Consider the following 14,414-nt stretch of genomic DNA (forward strand, 5'->3'; position numbering starts at 1 on the left):
CTACCTCGAGCTCGTCGTGACCTCGATGAGACGGGGTTCGATCGCTGCCGGCGCCGGAGTGATCGGGTGCTCGCTGAACTCTGCCGGCTCGGCTTCACGCCAGATGATCCGTCGCTCGTTGCACCAGGCGCAGTGCCCTGCCCAGTGGTACGGATCGGCGTTGTGCAGCCTGGTGCGCAGCGGCGCCGCGTAGGGGCTCTGGATGCCGGCGCGCCATCGGATGTGCGGGTGGAGCTCGCCCGCGGCGAGGTACAGGCGTCGGCCGATGCCGAGACCCGCGTACAGCTCCCATCGGTTGCCGTCGTCGTGCGGGTTGTTGGGGTTGATCGACGGGATGTCGTAGGGCTTGGAGAACACGTCGCCGAAGCCGTCGACAGGATCGACGGCGAAGCGGCCGCGCAGCCCGCTCGCGGCGTGCTGCAGCACGACCATCGGGCCCCCTTCGGGTGTCGTGGTGTGCAGCAGGTAGATCGTGGGGTCGTCGGCCACGAGCCTGACCCGGTCGACGTTCTCGCGCGCGATCTGCTCCGCGGCCGCGGCGGTGAGTAACGGGTGGAGCAACTCGTCATCGCCGGCCTGCAGAACCGCCTCGGCCGCGGCCTCCTCAGCGAGGTCGGGAAGATGCTCGAGCAGTCGCGGATGCCACTCGTTGGAGTGTCGGGAGGTTCGGGCCCAGGCGTTCGCGATCTCGGTGCGCAGCAGCTCGCGCGCCCACAGCTGTGCAACCTCCTCGAGGCCATCGCTCTGCTCGAGCTCGCGGAGCTGGCCGATCGCTCGTCGACGCGACCACCAGCCCGCGGCCGCGACCTCGCGCCGCGCGCGCCGGCGATCCAGCACGCGCCGTAGGTACTCCCCTTCGGGGCTGTAGTACTCGCCTGACATTCACTCGTCCTGGGGAGGTCAACGGGGCAAGGGAGCCGCGGCGACTGAGGATTCATCCAAGATCTCGAAGTCGTCGGCTCCCGCAGTTCGCAGGTCGCGCAGGAGGGCTCCGGTTATGCCGAACTTCCAATGCTGTTCCGCCGGCATGATGGAGAAGCAATCATCACCGGGGCGCCCGAACACCACCAGTCCGTGATACCGCGGCAGGACGATGCCAGGCGGGTTCTCGATCTCCACCGGGAACGTCGAGTACCCCGTGGCGCGCGATTCTTCGAGGACGGCCACGAATCGGTCACTGGCGATCTTCGTGGGGCCAGTCGTCCAGAGGAGGTCGCCGAACTTCCGACCCTTGTTCTGGCGAGCGAACCGGGGTTCCACCGGAAGCTCGTCAAGCCGTCCCCATTGGAGCGCGCGAAACATCTCCGATCTATCGACGGAGCTCAGGCGGGGCGAGGACTTGACGTTGACCCAGGCGTAGCCCCGGCGTGAAGGGGCCTGAATGAGGACCGAGTTCAGCATGTGTAGACGTACAAGCCGACGAGTGACTTCATGTAGGCCAATATCTCGTCTTGGGACGGGCTCGCTGTGGTCGCGAAGAACTGCTCCCATTTCGCGTTGTAGTTCGCTGCTTGGCTCGAGTGGTTGGTGGGAACCCCTGCCTTCGAGCACCACCAGAGCCCGTATCGCGGATCGTCGATCGCGAGGCCTGCTTGCTCGAACGTGGCGCGATACATCTGCGGCAGCTGATGGTGGGCCTGATAGTCGGGATCGTTCTGCTTGGTGAGGGTGACTAGGTTCTCGCGGAAGTTGGCTGCGGTGAACGGCTTGCCGACCCAGATCGGAACCATCTTCATTTGGTCCGGCATCCCGGCCTGGGTCATCTTGACCCAGAAGTAGCCGTCCTGCGAGAGCGGAATTGGCCCGGTCGGTTTGGTGCAGGCGGTGGGGACGGCGACCGTAGCTGCTACCCGAGTTAGCTGGCTTCCTCCCGCAGGGCGCGATGGATCCGGCGGGATGACGATGGTCTGCGCTGAGCTTTCCGCCACTGGCCGACCCGGGGAGTTGCACACTATGCCGAAGGTGATGGTGACGGTGGCTGCGCTGGCGTTCGAGTTGTTACCCAGGCCCGCGCTGACGGGTGCGATCAGCCCTGGGTAGACGACCGGCGGAGCGACGAAGAAATGGCCATTGTTCAGAGAGAACGAGCCTGCAGCTTGCGCCGGTGTTGCAACGAGGAGAGAGCTGACGGTTATGAGTGCCGCGGCCACCGCAGACAGTGTGAGGCGCCAGGTGCGGGTCCGTGTTTTCACAAGCTGCCCTTTCGGGTTCATGAGTGTGGGCTTGAGGCGGCCTCTGCGGTCGCGGTGCATCTGTCCAGACAGATCACGAGGGAACGATCGCGGCGATCGCGACGACCGCGCCGGCAGCGAGCAGATATGGCCCGAAGGGGAGGTCGTGGGTGTCGCGTCCGCGGCTCTTGAGGATCGCCGCGGTGATCGCGTGCGGGAACGCGAGGACGTACGCGAGCGCGATCGCCACGAACGGGAGGTACCAGGTGTGCCAGCCGGTGAGCAGTCCGACGCTGAGGGCGAGCTTGACGTCCCCGAATCCGACCTGCCCGGCCAGTCCGATCGCGGCCAGCAGAATGGCGAGCCCGATCGCGCCGCTGATCGCGGCGATCGCTTCGGTGCCGGCGCCGGCGGTGAGAGCGAGGGCTAGGACGGCGCCGGTGAGGATCGCGGCGAGGGTGAGGGTGAGCGTGTCAGGCAGGCGACGCTCCTGCAGGTCTGTGCGCGTCAGGAACGCTCCGTAGGCGGCGTAGACGGCGATCATGGCCCAACCGCCCACCGTGAGACGCAGATCGGGGCTCAGAGGCGCTGTGAGGGCCGCTGAGAGCGCGAAGCCCCCCAGAGCTGCGAGCGGGTACCGCAACGCCGGGTATCGTCGCGCACGCACGCTCTGGGGAGCCTCGCGGGTCGTGGTCATGATCAGCTGGCCATCGCGTGCCGCTGGCGCAGCTGCGTGATGAGCTTCTGCGTCTCGGGTTCGGGCTCGTAGTCCTCGTCGACGGCGGCAAGGCTCTGCTCGAGCTGGGTGATCAGCCGCTCGACGCCGGCGTGGTCGCCGGCCTGGTGCTCGGCGCGCAGCCCGTCGCGCCAGAAGACCTCGTTGACGGGGTCGACCATCCGGCCGATCGCGGAGGCGAGGCGTGCGTGGCGGACCTTGCCGGTGGACAGGCTGCGGGTGGCTACCTCATGGGCGACGTCGCCGATGGTCGCGATCATCTCGTTGCGCAGCCGGTCGGCGAACACGTAGCGCTTGTCGGGGACGCCGCTGATGGGCTGTCCCTTGACGAGCTCGAGCGCAGCGAGCAGCCGGTCGGTGGGGGTGTCGGAGATCTCGTCACCGATGAGACCGAGGAAGTCCTGCCAGTCGGAGCGGACGTCCTCGTGCAGCCGGTACTCCCCCGTCGTCACGAGCGGCACATAGAGCTCGCCGTCATCGTTCTGTCCGAGCCAGCGGCGGGTCTTGGAGGTCAGCCCGTTGCGGTCGTCGTTTGCCTTCTTGCCCGAGGCGATCTGGCCGGGCCAGAACACGGCGTGTACCTGCTCGGCGGTGGCGTTCGGGTTCACCGACAAGAACGCGACCAGCTCGGTCCCCTTGCGGATTGCTGATCGCCACTGCGCGGCGGTGTTCGGGTTCACCGGCGCCTCTCCGCGCGCGCCGCGAACCTCGACGGGTCCGAGCAGCTGCAGGTACGGCCCACGGTGCAGCGGTGTGATCGCCGCGAGCGGCTCGTCGTGCTCGGCCGCGGCCTCCTCGTCGACCAGGTTGACCGTGACGGTCTCCGCCGGCTCCTCGTCGACGGCGGAGGGTGCTGCCTCGTCCGCCTCGGAGATCTCCGCCTCCGTCTCGTCGGCGATGGGCTCGGAGATTTCGACGTCGGGCTCGTCGACGAGCGGGAGCTGCTCGGCTTCGACCTCGTCGGCTTCGACTGCGGCGGCGGGGATCTCGTCGAGCTCGAGTTCGTCGTCGAGCGCGACGCCGGTAGCGGCGCCCTCTGTGGCGACGTCAAACAGCGCGAGGATCTCGTTGTACTCGCGCGCGCCGACCAGCTGCGGGGTGATCGGGATGGCGACGCCGGTGCCGGGGATCTCGAGCTGGGCTCGGCGGTCCTCGGTGAGTGCCAGGTTCCAGCTGCCTGTCAGGTGGCCGGCGCTGACAGCTGCGATGCCCACACGCGGGATCCGGGTGACCAGCTCGCTGATGGCTTCACGGGTGGCTTCGTCCGGGTTGTCGCCGAGGATGATGATCTCCGGCGCCCAGGCCTCCGCATCCGCTCCGGTAGTGCGTGCCTGCTCGAGCCCGTCGACGCCGAGCTCATCGAGAGCAGCCTCGACCGCCGCGGCCTGTCCGTGCAGGTTGCGCAGCAGAGTGTCGGTGTCCTCGACGTGACGCACGCGGCCGCTGCCGAGCGCGAGCGGGAGGCGATCGCCGACGCCGACGAGGGTGACCTGGACGTCCTCAGACCAGGTGTTCGCGGCGAGCTCGATCGCGATGGCGGTGAGCACGCCCTGGCGCAGCTCTCCGGTGGCGCCGGTGACGTTGAGCGCACCGATCCGCTCGAGGTCGACGAAGATGTGCCCGTTGTTGTCGTCGTGGCCGAGCATGACCAGCGCCGGGTACGGCGCGGACGGGACCGTGTCGAGAGGCTCGAGGTCGGTCAGCGCGACCATCCAGGCGAGCTTGTCTTCGGGGTCGTATTGGGTGAACGGTGCCGGAAGGTCGGTCGGCTCGTCGAGGTAGACGGCGACCGAGCTCTCATCGAGGCGGAGGGCGTACAGCGCGGGGAGCCGGCTGCCGGTTTCCTGCGCCCACACGGCCAGGTGGCGCAGGGCTGTGTCGACCGCCTCGGCACCCAGCGGGTTCTCCACGGCGCGCAGCTCGAGCTCCACGGAGGACACGGTCTCGTCGGGCATCGCGATCCGCTGGCGGGGCTTGCGGTCGCGGCGCTGCTTGAGACGCCGCCACCCGAGGAGGGTGAGGAGGCCGGCGGCGAGTGTGGCGCCGATGCCTCCGATGGTGGCGACCTGGAAGTAGTCCTCGATGCCGCTCGTGTCGTCCTCGTCGACGTCGACGGCCGCGGCCGGAGCTGCAGCCTCGTCGGCGGGCGCCTCGTCGGCGGGCGCCTGGGTGGCATCCGTGGTGAACCCCAGACCGCTCGTGGCCTCGTCCTCGGCCGCGGCATCCGCACCCGACGCGCCAGCGCCTTCGTCAGCGCCGCCGCCAGCACCCGCGGCACCCGCACCCTCGTCGACGTCGACGTCGACGGCGCCGGCAGCGCCCTCGTCCGTGTCGATCGAGCCAGTGCTGCCGGTGGTGCCCGCCGCGTCGTCGGTCGGAGCGATGGGGACGACGGTGGCCACGGGGATGTTGACCTGCTGGCCGGGGTAGATCCAGTTCGGGTCGGTGATGGTGCCGCCGCCAGGCTGAGCGATGTCCTTCGAGGCCTCGAAGATCTCGGGGTAGCGGGCACCGTCGCCGAGTTCCTCGGCCGCGATGTCCCACAGGGTGTCGCCGGAGACGATGTCACGCTGCTCGTAGGTGATCTCGGTGACCGTCTCCGCTTCGGCACTGGCAGGCGCGGCCGCGGCATCCGCTGCGGCCGGCACGACGGCGTCTGCCGGCAGGGTGAGCACCCATCCCTCCTGCAGCCATCCCGACGCGGTCAGCGCTCCCCCATCGGCCTGCTGCACGCCGAGGTTGAGCGCGGAGATCTCCGCAGCGCGGCTGCGGTCGCCCAGCGTGTTCTCCGCGATCCGGGCGAGTGTGTCCGTACCCGTCACCACGTACTGCGGGCCTGCCTCGACGACAGGGGCCTCCTCAGCCGCAGCCTCGGTGGTCGCGACCGAGACGACGGAGGCGCTCATGGACACCGAAGGCTGCGTGGGTACCTCTGACGCGAACGCGGCCGCAGGCGAGAACAGCGCGATGACTGCGGCGAGCAGACCGCCCATGACCTTCTGCTGGACGCCGAGGCCGGGGATCCGAGGCCGCGGCACACCGCGCAGCTGCGCGGGCAGCTCGGCGAGGAAGCCGACAGCGAAGGTCGCCCACGCGATCCACGCGACGATCGGCATGATCGTCCCGATCAGGAAGGATCCGGTGTAGTCGCGCATCGTGAACCCGGCCACGAGCTCGTCCCACGACGGCAGCGGGTTGCCGGCGAAGAACACGAGCCCGGCGGGGATACCGACCAGGAGCACGGCGAGCAGTATCAGCGACCCGAGGCCCTTTCCGATGCGGTTCATGATGCCTCCTTGGGGGTCAGGGGACGATGACGGTCTGCAGCTCGTTGACCTCGAGGTCGACTGCGCTGTTGGTGGTCAGGTTGACGGTGCCGCCAGGGCCGGCGAGAGAGGTCCACGTCACGGTCCAGTTCGTCGTGGCCGTGACCGTGAAGCGATCGCCGGGGTTCCGGCTCGATGTCGACGTGTACTGGTAACCGCAGGTCGGCGACGTCGTCATGCCGTAGCCGACGTTGTACGGAGTGCCAGTGTTGCCGCAGGTCGTCGACGCACCGTCGCCCATTTGCCAGCGAACGGACGTGGCCTGAGCTGTCGCCGTGATCGTCTGCCCACCCAGCGTCGCGGTCTCCGTGTAGGGGCCCCAGGTCAGCGGTTCGGGGTTGTTGACCCAGAGCCAGATCGGAACCCCGACGTAGCCGCGACGGTGACCCCATTCGGGGTTGACCTCGGGAGCCATGCCGATGTCGATGCCGCGCAGGGCGAACGTGGAGATGAGCTGCTGAGCCGCGGCACCCGGAGTGAGCACACGCAGCCCAGGCGGGACCGTCTCGCTCCAGAAGTTGCTCTCCGTGCCCAGACCAGGCGATCCACCCGGCGACGGGTTGAACATGATGCAGCCGTAGTAGCCGGCCTCCTGCGAGTAGCCCGGCGGGCGGGCCGGCCATACGCCGTCCTTCATGAAGACGTAGCACTGCCGGGTGTTCGACCAGTACGAGGTCGAGCCACCGCAGTCGATGATCGCGTAGAAGCGCTGGTAGGTGCCGCCATCGAAAACGCGGATCTGATCATCCGTCCAGCCCAGCTGCAGAAGGCCAGACTGCGAGTTCTCGTAGTAGCAGGTCGGTGCGCCAGGGGTCCACCCGTTGCTGTCCGGGTTCGGCGCCGGATCCGAAGGCATCGAGATCGTGAGGTAGCACCTGTTGTCCGCATCGCAGTAGACGCCGTTGGCGCCCTGCGCGGGCAGGGCGGCGACGAGAGAGGCCGCGATGAGGGCGATAACGGCGGCGAGCGCTGCGATTCCTCGTCTCAGCATGTGGTCCCCAAGTCGATTCGATCGTTGACGAGCCAGGTCTTGGTCTCGGCGTCGTAGATGACGTGGAACTCAACTTCGTTGCGCGGGGTCGGGTTCTGCATTGCAGGCTTGCCATCAGCTGTCGTGGTGATGCGCCCGGAGGCATCCTGGCAACCGGGGACGATGACGAGGCCATTGGCGATGCCCTCGTATTCCTGGCCGTAGGCCGTGGTCGGCTCGAACTCGATGCGACCTTCAACGGTGGCCTGGCCTTCGATGCTCTCTCCGTCCTCGTTCAGGATCGGCCCGTTGGCGGTCCGTGAAGCGTCTTCCTGAACCCGGCTCAGCATGCGGCCGGTGGCGACGATGTCGAAGAGCTCGGGGCTGTTTCCACCTGTGGCGTCGACCTGCTCCCACACATCGAGGAGGAGCGTGATCGTCTGCTGTGCCTTGGTGATCGCCTCATCCTCGTCGGCGGGTGCTTCGCCGGTGATAGGCGCGACAGTCGGCGTGGGGGTCGGGGTGTTGGTGGGGCTGCCGGTGGGGGTCGGGTTGCCGGTGCCCGTGCATGCGGTCAGCGTCAGTGCGGCGGCGATGATGCCGGCGACGGCGAGGCGCTTGATGCTCATGGTGGGGGCTCCTATTGGGTGATCAGCTCTGCGGTGGCTGTGGCTTGGACGGGGAACGGCACGGGGAGGAAGGTGGCCGAGTAGTCGGTGTCTACGGTGACGGTGATGCGGTCGCCGCTGACGGCGACGCTTCCGCCGACGCCGGCGGCGGCGAGGTAGCCGTTGGCGGCGCTGACGGCTCGGCTGCTGTCGATCGCGGTGGTGCCGTCGCTGATCGCTTGGCCGCTGACGGCGTTCGCTGCGGCGCGGGCGGCGCTGGCGGCGGTGGTGTAGGCCTGCTGGTTGGCTTGCACCTTGCCGGCGCCGTCGACGACGAGTCCGACGATCGCGAGGAACGCGACGGTCATGATGACGAAGTAGATCGTCGCGACGCCCTTGTCGTCGCGGAACTTGGCTCGGAGCCTCTGGACCATGGTGTTCATCGCCGCTCCCTGTAGGCGTCGACGGGAGAGGCGGCGGTGCCTGTGAGGACGCGGGTGCCGGGCAGGCCGATCATGGCGGCGTCGCTGAGTGCGACGGTGCAGGAGACGGTCGCGCTGACTCGGCCGGTGGTGCCGATCGGGGCGCTCAGGCCGGAGGCGTCGATGTTGACGGAGAGTGTGGTGCAGTTGACGCCGGACTGTTCCATCGAGATCCGCGCCATGTCTTCGGCTGCTTCCTGCGCCTGGGCCGTGGTGCGCGCGAGCGATGCTTCGCGGGCCGCGGCCGACGCTGCGGACTCGACGGCGTTGCCGGCCAGCGCGAGACGTCCGGAAGCTGCGAGCAGCACGAGCACCGCGGCGAGCGCCGGGGCGAGGATGGCGATCTCGAGGCCGGCGGAGCCGCGTTCGTCGCGGAGCTTGGCGATGAGGGTTCGGATGGCGCGCATGGTCAGTTCACCCACCTTTCGGTGGGGCCGGTCACGGTGACGTCGATGTTGGTGGTCAGTCCGGGGACGAAGGAGGGGGCGGTGCCGGTGACGGTTACGGTCACGGTGTTGGCGCCGCGGTCGACCGCGACGGATGCGCCGCTGATCGGTGAGCCGGACTGGTTGAGGACTGCGAGGCCGGCGGTGGAGCCGTCTGTGCCGCTGGCGTTGTAGGCGCGGGCGGCGTTGTAGGCGCTGGTGGCGGCGGCGTGGGCGAGGTTGTTGGCGTGGAGGATGATGCCCAGGTGCAGGAAGACCGCGAGGACGAGCAGCAGCACCGGGGCGATGATCGTGTTCTGCAGCGTGGCCGCACCCCGATCACCGGCGAGCGCTTCTCTGAGGCGCTGCCGGTGACCGGTGTTGGAGGTGCGGACCATCTGCGGGTGGCTCTTTCAGCCGGTGGGGATCTGGCCGGCGTAGGCGTTGATCGCGGTGACGATGATCGCCACGACGGCCACGGCGGCGAGCGCGATGCCGGCGGTCCAGATGACCTGCTCGAGGGTGATGGAGCCACGTTCGGGCTCTTCGGTGAAGCGAGCTGCCCGCCCGCGCATGCGGGACAGGAACTCTCGGCTCAGGGTCGACATAGGATCCTGGTTCCTTTCTCTCTCTGGGTGGGTGGTGCTTGGTCTATTAGGTATAGGCCTCGGTTTGGGGCCTTCGCGGACAATCGACTTCCAACGTCTCAGAAGAATGCGTTGAGCACGAAGGGAGTTCCGAGCAGAAGCATGAAGAGGACGCCGGTGAGGGTCATCGGGATGGTCATCTTGTTGGTCGCTTTGTTCGCCTCCGTCACTTCATCATTCAGAAGTCGGTCCCGGAGGTTCTGCCCCCGTGCCCTGAGTGTCTCATATACCGACGCTCCTTGCTCCCCCGAGAGCCTGATCACCTTGGCGATTTCACCCAGGTCGGGGACGTTGATCTCGAGGGAGAGCTGCTCGAGCGCGTCCCAGGGTGCGGTGCCGGCGTAGCGGGCTTCGGTGAGGGTTTGGCGGATTCGGACGAATGCCCAGTTGCGTCCGACCTGGGCGGCGGACTCGAGGGCTTTGCCGGGAGGGGCGCCGCTGATGCGTTCGGATCCGACGAGCTCCATGTAGACGGCGACCGAGCGGGAGAACTCCTTGCGGGCGGCTTCGGCCTGGTCGCGGACGAGCAGGTTGGGCAGGTACCAGCCGCCGATGGCGAGGGGGATGCCGAACAGCGCGGGGATGTAGAACGCGGTCAGGCCGAGGACTTGGAAGATCAGTCCGATCGCGATGGGGGCGATGAGGCCGAGGCCGGCGGAGAGCACCTTCTGGTACAGGAACCGGTTAACGCTCATGCCGATCAGGCGCAGATCGCGGGTGGGGATCTTGAGAGAGGGGCTGTCGCCGACGCGACGGAGGACGGCTGAGCCCACCCGGTTCTCGAGGGTGGCGGCGTAGGCGGGGTCGGCGGCGACGGTGGTGGTGCCGATCCGATCGAGCGCTGCGGAGAGGCTGGGCTGGGTGGGCACCAGTGCGGCGATGACCAGCGCGAAGCCGAGCCCCAGGACGAGGCCAGGGAGGACGATCAGTGCGAGGTTCACTTCTCACCAGCTTTCTCGGTGGCAACGAGCAGACGGGGTGCCGGCACGCCGCGGCTGATGCGTCGCATCCACAGCAATACGAGGGCGTAGCTGACGAGATATGCGGCGAACAGGAGTTGACCGATCGGGGTGCCGTAGGGGGCGGAGTACTGCTGGGCGAGGACCAGGAGTACGAGCAGCGCGACGGTGAAGTAGACGACGAACCGTGCCTCGTTGCGCGGGGTGGCGCGGTCGGCTTCGATCTGGCGGCGCATCTTGACCCGCTCGAAGATGCTCTTGGCGAGATCCTCGAGCGAGGCGGCGAGGCCGGATCCGCGGAGCTCGGCCTTGCGGAGAAGGTGCATCACGAGCACGTCCGCGGTCTCATCGTTGAGGTCGTCGGCAAACGCCTGCAGCGCCGCGGTGGTGGTCCACCGGGCGTTGATGCGCGCGACGAGCTGCGTGACCTGCGGGCGGATCGCTTCGGGGCAGCTGCTCAGCGATGCGGCGATGGTGCGTTCGAGGCCGGCGCCGGAGACGGTGAGGCCGGCGAGGCTGCGGGTCCAGGACTCGAGGGCGTCGAGCTTGGCGATCGTGTTCTCCTCGGGGCCCTTCTGCAGCAGCCATGGCAGGCCGACAGCGGCGACGGGCACGGCGATCACGAGCAGCCACCATCCGGTGATCAGCGCGAACACCAGACCGACCGCGGCGCCGCCGACGAGCTGGATCTGCTGCGTGCGGGTGAAGTCGCGTGTCGCCTTCCCGCGAAGCGCGCTGCGCGTGGGAAGTCCGCTGGTGCTGGGCTTGTGGGCGGCGCCGAGGATGACCAGGATCGCGCCGGCGACCGCGACGATGATGCACAGGGCGAGGGTTGCGGTAGTCATCTCACACTCCCAGGTTCGCGGGGTCGAAGCCGTAGAACTTGAGCTCCTCGAGGAGCCGCGGCGATGGCATGTCAGCGGTGATGAGGCTGCCGCTGGATCGGTCGAAGCGGAACACCTGAGAGGCCACGGGGCGGGAGTTGTTCTGCTCCTCGCCGGGCAGGATCTCGGCGATCTCGGTGACGACGCGGCGGGGCTTGCCGGTCGCGGGGTCGATGATCTTCGAGATCTGCACCACGATCTTGATGTTCTGCTCGATCATCCGGTAGGCGTACACGGGGGTCGTGTTGTTGCCGCGGGACAGCATCAGCGCCGACATGCGGTCGATCGAGTCGTCTGCGCTGGCGGCGTGCAGGGTGGACAGCGACCCGACACCGGACTGCATGGCCTGCATCATGGCGTAGATCTCAGGGCCACGGACCTCGCCGACGATGAAGCGCTGGGTGTCCAGTCGGAGGGTGTCGTAGACCAGGTCTTCGGGGGTGATCTCACCGGGCAGCCGACCATCGGCGCCACGCTCCCCCTCCCCCGGCTTCGCCTCGAGTGAGACCACTCGCGGGTGGCGGTCGTTGATCTTGTGAAGGTAGAGCTCACGCTCCATCTCGATCGTGACGATCTTCTCTTCGGCCGGGATGCAGTCGGCGAGTGCGCGCAGCAGTGTGGTCTTGCCTGCGCCGGGGAAGCCGCTGGTGACGACGGAGACCCCGGCGATGACGGCCGCGCGGAGGAAGGCTGCCGCCTGGCGGGTGATGGTGCCGCGCTCCACGAGCTGGTCGAGGGTGACGTCGACGAGGCGGTGGATACGGATGACGATCGTCGGTCGGGTGGCGACGGGTTCGGCGATCGCTGCCAGACGCGCCCCGCCGGGCAGGTCCATGTGCAGTCGCGGCCGGGCGCTCGTGAACGATCGGCCGCCCTCCCCCGAGCGGGCGGCGAGCAGGTTGATCTCTCGCTCGAGCTCACGGTCGTTCTCGGCGATCGGGTACTGGTACTTGACCACGCGGCCGTCCGCGTAGGAGATCCAGACGTCGTCGAACCCGTTGATGTGGATGTTCTCAACGTCGGGCTCGTCGACGAGCGGCTGCAGCCGACCCAGGCGGAACAGCTGGTCGAAGACGGCCTGCCGGATGGCGGTCTGCATCGGGGCCGGCCAGCGCCCCTCGCCGGGGCGGCGGGTCTGGTCGTCGACGCGAGCTCGGACCCGGTCAACGATGTGGTCCTGCGCTGTCTGTTCGCGCTGCTCGGCGGTGATGTCCATGGACTCGCTGAACACTGCGGCGAGCTCACGGGAGACCTCGTCGCGAATGGCGGCGATGTCGGCCCAGGGCAGATCGCTGCGGGCGTCGAGGGTGGTTGGCGGGGTGACCTCGGGTGCCGGCCGCTCGGGGATGGTGGGCGGTGCCGGCACGATCGGAGCTGCGGGTGCCGTGGGGACTGCCTCGGCCGGGGCGTTCCGCTGTGCCGCGCGGGTCAGGTGCGCGGCGGCGTGGCCCAGGTTGCGCAGGCCCGTGTCGGCCGGTGCGGTCGTCGGCGCCTGCGGGGTGGCCGGTGCCGGCGCGGTGAAGAACGGGATGTTTCCCAGGTCTGCGGGGTCGGGCGTGGGGTCGCTCACTGCTGTCCCTCCCAGTCGGTGGTCGTGTAAGTGCGGGTGTTGAGGACATCGCTGTAGCTGAGCAGCAGCGCGCCGATGGCCCGCGCGTAGGGGGTGCGCTGGGCGCCGAGGGTGGGTGCGCCGACCGAGTAGATGGCGGCGCCCTTCGGATCCCAGGGGATGGTGCCCAGCAGGTTCATGCCGATCTGCTTGGTGACGGTCTTGAGAGGCCAGGTCTCCTGCGTGGTGGGGCGTTCGGTGACGAGGAGATCGACGTAGCTGGCGTGCCCGATCTCGTTGAGCGTGTTCAGCAGCCACTCGGGGACGGTGTTGCGGTTCTCGTCGAGGGAGCGCCAGTGTGCGAGCACGGCTGCCACGGAGGGCAGCGTGCGATCGGTGAACAGGGTGATGCTGTCCGCCTCGCGCAGCAGCGGGAGTCGAGGGTCGTTGACGTGGAGGCGCCCGCCGTCGACGAGGATGTCGTACCCGGCGGACTCGTAGGGGCGCAGCGCGTCGAGCAGTGCCCGCCAGAAGTGGGGGCCCGCGCCGGCGGCGCCCTGCAGACTCTTGAAGCCGGGGATGAGCACTGAGCGGGGGCTGAGCTCGACGGTCTGTTCCCAGAGCTTGTCAGGGGTCAGAGCGCCGTACTGGTCGGCGACGGCCGCTTCGGTCAGTCCGGTGCTGTGGTAGACCTGCCCGCGGATGAGTCCGGGGATGATGCTGCTGGTCTTGGTGGTGTCGGCCTCGACGAGGATCACGGGCTTGGACCAGTTGAGGGCCAGGGCGCCGGCGGCGGTGGTCACGCCGGGAGCGCCGGACGCGCTGGCAAGGAAGATGATCGCCATGCGGGGTCACTCCCCCGTCGAGTCGATGACCAGCGCGACGCGGCCGGTGGCGGCACGAGCGGCGATGTCGGGTGCTTCACGGTTCGGCACGACCAGGTCGACAACCCACACCTGGGTCTCAGTGTCGTAGGTGGCGGTGAACACCGTGGCGTTGAAGCTCTTGGGGGTCTCGACGGGCGGGTCGCCCTGAGTGACGGGGGTCTCGACGACACGGACCTTGTCGCCTGCTGCGAGCTGGTAGCCGGGCATCTGTGCCTGGGTGAGCGTGACGCCCACGATCGAGGAGCCGGCCGGCACCGCGAGGGTGTCGCCGGTGTTGGCCGACGTGATGAGGGTGCCGGCGGGCAGGTCGACCAGCGCGGTGGTTCCGACGAGGTCGGCGGCATCCGCGGCGGAGACCGCGTCGACCTGCTGCCCGCCGGCGAGCTGGATGGTCGTGAGGTCGTCCGTGGTGATCGTCTCCCCGCGCGAGACGTCGACGCTGGTCGCCATGACGCTGACGGTGCGGGTGAGGTTCGTGGTGACCCACCACACGCCGATTCCGCCGAGGAGGACAAGCGCGATGCCGAGGGCGATGATCGCGGGGCGCCGGCGAGACTTCGTCGGCTGCAGGACTGCAGGAGTGAGTCCTTGCTTCTGCTCGCCCGGCTCGGTGGTCTCTTTCGTGCGCTTGCTCTTGCGGTCAGTGGTGGTGGTCATTGGAGGTCAATCCTTCATCGTGGGGCGGATGTGGGGTAGGTGTCTAAGCAGTTCGGTGAGTGTCTCATATACCGCTGTAGCGACAGCTGGTCTTCTGCTGTAGCTGGACACCG

At 68.4% G+C, this 14,414-nt stretch carries 16 protein-coding genes; all 16 read right to left on the reverse strand.

The window, feature by feature from the left end; all coding sequences use genetic code 11:
* Window positions 1-882: a hypothetical protein gene (locus ACSF8R_RS13100; protein ID WP_062635315.1), complete on the reverse strand. Its 882-nt coding sequence runs from the start codon at window positions 880-882 to the stop codon at window positions 1-3.
* An 18-nt stretch (window positions 883-900) separates the two neighbouring features.
* Window positions 901-1,401: a hypothetical protein gene (locus tag ACSF8R_RS13105; RefSeq protein ID WP_062635313.1), complete on the reverse strand. Its 501-nt coding sequence runs from the start codon at window positions 1,399-1,401 to the stop codon at window positions 901-903.
* The gene (locus ACSF8R_RS13110) at window positions 1,395-2,150 is read right to left on the reverse strand and encodes a hypothetical protein (protein ID WP_251448573.1); all 756 of its coding nucleotides are present in this window, start codon (window positions 2,148-2,150) and stop codon (window positions 1,395-1,397) included. The genes ACSF8R_RS13105 and ACSF8R_RS13110 overlap by 7 nt, the downstream gene beginning before the upstream one ends.
* A 115-nt stretch (window positions 2,151-2,265) precedes the next feature.
* Window positions 2,266-2,868, reverse strand: a complete 603-nt coding sequence (locus ACSF8R_RS13115; protein ID WP_062635310.1) for a prepilin peptidase — start codon at window positions 2,866-2,868, stop codon at window positions 2,266-2,268.
* Between the two features lie 2 nt (window positions 2,869-2,870).
* Window positions 2,871-6,194 (reverse strand): LysM peptidoglycan-binding domain-containing protein, encoded by a 3,324-nt coding sequence (locus ACSF8R_RS13120; RefSeq protein ID WP_251448570.1) that lies wholly within the window; start codon window positions 6,192-6,194, stop codon window positions 2,871-2,873.
* A gap of 16 nt (window positions 6,195-6,210) precedes the next feature.
* Window positions 6,211-7,224, reverse strand: coding sequence for a hypothetical protein (locus ACSF8R_RS13125; RefSeq protein ID WP_062635306.1), 1,014 nt, complete (start codon window positions 7,222-7,224; stop codon window positions 6,211-6,213).
* Entirely contained in the window at window positions 7,218-7,832 is a 615-nt protein-coding gene (locus tag ACSF8R_RS13130) for a hypothetical protein (protein WP_062635304.1), read from the reverse strand. Before ACSF8R_RS13130 ends, ACSF8R_RS13125 begins: the two co-directional genes overlap by 7 nt.
* Window positions 7,833-7,843: 11 nt before the next feature.
* On the reverse strand, window positions 7,844-8,254 hold the full coding sequence (locus tag ACSF8R_RS13135) for a pilus assembly protein TadG-related protein (RefSeq protein WP_062635302.1): 411 nt from the start codon (window positions 8,252-8,254) through the stop codon (window positions 7,844-7,846).
* Window positions 8,251-8,700 (reverse strand): hypothetical protein, encoded by a 450-nt coding sequence (locus tag ACSF8R_RS13140; protein WP_062635300.1) that lies wholly within the window; start codon window positions 8,698-8,700, stop codon window positions 8,251-8,253. Before ACSF8R_RS13140 ends, ACSF8R_RS13135 begins: the two co-directional genes overlap by 4 nt.
* Before the next feature lie 2 nt (window positions 8,701-8,702).
* Window positions 8,703-9,116: a TadE/TadG family type IV pilus assembly protein gene (locus tag ACSF8R_RS13145; RefSeq protein WP_062635298.1), complete on the reverse strand. Its 414-nt coding sequence runs from the start codon at window positions 9,114-9,116 to the stop codon at window positions 8,703-8,705.
* A 15-nt stretch (window positions 9,117-9,131) separates the two neighbouring features.
* Window positions 9,132-9,326 carry a hypothetical protein gene (locus ACSF8R_RS13150; RefSeq protein WP_005052697.1) on the reverse strand — a complete coding sequence of 65 codons (195 nt, stop codon included), beginning with the start codon at window positions 9,324-9,326 and terminating at the stop codon, window positions 9,132-9,134.
* Window positions 9,327-9,424: 98 nt separating this feature from the next.
* On the reverse strand, window positions 9,425-10,306 hold the full coding sequence (locus ACSF8R_RS13155) for a type II secretion system F family protein (RefSeq protein WP_062635296.1): 882 nt from the start codon (window positions 10,304-10,306) through the stop codon (window positions 9,425-9,427).
* Window positions 10,303-11,169: a type II secretion system F family protein gene (locus ACSF8R_RS13160; protein WP_062635294.1), complete on the reverse strand. Its 867-nt coding sequence runs from the start codon at window positions 11,167-11,169 to the stop codon at window positions 10,303-10,305. Before ACSF8R_RS13160 ends, ACSF8R_RS13155 begins: the two co-directional genes overlap by 4 nt.
* Before the next feature lies 1 nt (window position 11,170).
* A complete protein-coding gene (locus ACSF8R_RS13165) occupies window positions 11,171-12,778 on the reverse strand; it encodes a CpaF family protein (protein WP_062635291.1) in 1,608 nt (535 codons plus the stop codon).
* Window positions 12,775-13,602 carry a hypothetical protein gene (locus tag ACSF8R_RS13170; RefSeq protein ID WP_062635289.1) on the reverse strand — a complete coding sequence of 276 codons (828 nt, stop codon included), beginning with the start codon at window positions 13,600-13,602 and terminating at the stop codon, window positions 12,775-12,777. Before ACSF8R_RS13170 ends, ACSF8R_RS13165 begins: the two co-directional genes overlap by 4 nt.
* A gap of 6 nt (window positions 13,603-13,608) precedes the next feature.
* A complete protein-coding gene (locus ACSF8R_RS13175; protein WP_062635282.1) occupies window positions 13,609-14,301 on the reverse strand; it encodes an SAF domain-containing protein in 693 nt (230 codons plus the stop codon).
* Window positions 14,302-14,414: the final 113 nt, after the last annotated feature.

It is taken from the genome of Microbacterium sp. bgisy189 (assembly GCF_965345345.1).
Lineage (GTDB): Bacteria > Actinomycetota > Actinomycetes > Actinomycetales > Microbacteriaceae > Microbacterium.

Coding starts and splice junctions, on each gene's coding strand:
- ACSF8R_RS13125 (WP_062635306.1), bottom strand. CDS start 7,224: ATGCTGAGACGAGGAATCGCAGCGCTCGCCGCCGTTATCGCCCTCATC.
- ACSF8R_RS13140 (WP_062635300.1), bottom strand. CDS start 8,700: ATGCGCGCCATCCGAACCCTCATCGCCAAGCTCCGCGACGAACGCGGC.
- ACSF8R_RS13135 (WP_062635302.1), bottom strand. CDS start 8,254: ATGAACACCATGGTCCAGAGGCTCCGAGCCAAGTTCCGCGACGACAAG.
- ACSF8R_RS13115 (WP_062635310.1), bottom strand. CDS start 2,868: ATGACCACGACCCGCGAGGCTCCCCAGAGCGTGCGTGCGCGACGATAC.
- ACSF8R_RS13150 (WP_005052697.1), bottom strand. CDS start 9,326: ATGTCGACCCTGAGCCGAGAGTTCCTGTCCCGCATGCGCGGGCGGGCA.
- ACSF8R_RS13120 (WP_251448570.1), bottom strand. CDS start 6,194: ATGAACCGCATCGGAAAGGGCCTCGGGTCGCTGATACTGCTCGCCGTG.
- ACSF8R_RS13100 (WP_062635315.1), bottom strand. CDS start 882: ATGTCAGGCGAGTACTACAGCCCCGAAGGGGAGTACCTACGGCGCGTG.
- ACSF8R_RS13160 (WP_062635294.1), bottom strand. CDS start 11,169: ATGACTACCGCAACCCTCGCCCTGTGCATCATCGTCGCGGTCGCCGGC.
- ACSF8R_RS13170 (WP_062635289.1), bottom strand. CDS start 13,602: ATGGCGATCATCTTCCTTGCCAGCGCGTCCGGCGCTCCCGGCGTGACC.
- ACSF8R_RS13130 (WP_062635304.1), bottom strand. CDS start 7,832: ATGAGCATCAAGCGCCTCGCCGTCGCCGGCATCATCGCCGCCGCACTG.
- ACSF8R_RS13145 (WP_062635298.1), bottom strand. CDS start 9,116: ATGGTCCGCACCTCCAACACCGGTCACCGGCAGCGCCTCAGAGAAGCG.
- ACSF8R_RS13175 (WP_062635282.1), bottom strand. CDS start 14,301: ATGACCACCACCACTGACCGCAAGAGCAAGCGCACGAAAGAGACCACC.
- ACSF8R_RS13105 (WP_062635313.1), bottom strand. CDS start 1,401: ATGCTGAACTCGGTCCTCATTCAGGCCCCTTCACGCCGGGGCTACGCC.